Source organism: Streptomyces africanus, from assembly GCF_002150735.1.
GTDB lineage: Bacteria > Actinomycetota > Actinomycetes > Streptomycetales > Streptomycetaceae > Streptomyces > Streptomyces africanus.
Window position 1 is genome coordinate 1 of the sequence record NZ_MUKA01000489.1, and the last position, 1076, is coordinate 1076.

General features: G+C 70.6%; 1 protein-coding gene. It reads right to left on the minus strand.

Translation table 11 applies throughout. From position 1 onward, the window contains the following. Positions 1-958, minus strand: a 958-nt coding sequence (locus tag CCL05_RS40510; RefSeq protein ID WP_107400584.1) for an IS481 family transposase, incomplete at its 3' end; no start/stop codon positions are given. Positions 959-1076 lie beyond the last annotated feature (118 nt).

Consider the following 1076-nt stretch of genomic DNA (forward strand, 5'->3'; position numbering starts at 1 on the left):
TGTGCTGTTCGGAGAGGTTGGTGACGCGGCTGGCTGGAGTGTGGCCGCTGATGCCGGTGTGGGGTCGGTGGTAGTTGTACCAGTCCAGCCAGTCGCGAAACGCTGCCTGCCGTTCGGCTTGTGAGGTGTAGGGCCGCTGGTAGGCCCATTCGTCGAGCAGGGTGCGGTGGAAGCGTTCGACCTTGCCGTTGGTCTGTGGCCGCCAGGGCCGGGTCCGGCGGGGGCTGATGCCCAGGTCGCGGCAGGTCTGGCGCCAGGTGTTCTTGGTGTAGGACCAGGCGTTGTCGGTCAGTACCCGTTCGATGGTGATGCCGCGTGCGGCGAACCAGGCGGCGGCTCGTCGCAGGAAGCCGGCGCAGGTGGCGGCTTTCTCGTCGGGCAGGTCTTCGGTGTAGGCCAGGCGGGAGTGGTCGTCCAGGGCGGTGTGCAGGCAGGCGTATCCGGTGCCGTTGCGGCGGTCCCGGTTGGCCCGGCCGGCTGCGCGGCCGAGGACTTTGTGGCCGCCGCCGTCTGGGATGCGGCCGAGCTTCTTGACGTCGATGTGGACCAGTTCGCCGGGCCGGGCTCGTTCGTAGCGGCGGACGGGTTCGCCGGTGGCGCGGTCGGTGGCCGCGAGCGCGGGCAGGCCGTGACGTTGCAGGATCCGGTGGGCGGTGGAGGCGGCGATGCCGGTGCGGGCGGCCAGCCGGACGGGGCCGATGCGGTGCTCGCGCCGCAGCCGCACGACCTGTCGTTCGACCGCGGACGGCGTCTTGCGCGGGCTGAGACGCGGACAGCTGGAGCGATCGTGCATTCCTGCTGCCCCGTGCCGGCGGTAGCGGTCTGCCCAACGGGCGGCAGTGGTGTGGCTGACCTGGAAACGTTCCGCGGCCCGCCGCAGGGGCCAGCCGTCCTCGACGACACACCGGGCCAGACGCAGCCTGCCGGTCGCCGTCAGCGGAGCATTACGGTGGAACAACGAGGGCCTCCTGGGCGTCGGTGCAGACTTCGCAATCCACACCGAACCCAGAGGCCCTCGCCCCGTTCAAGAACCACCCACAGCGTGTCGCCTGTCACCAACGTCCCGGGACAGCACA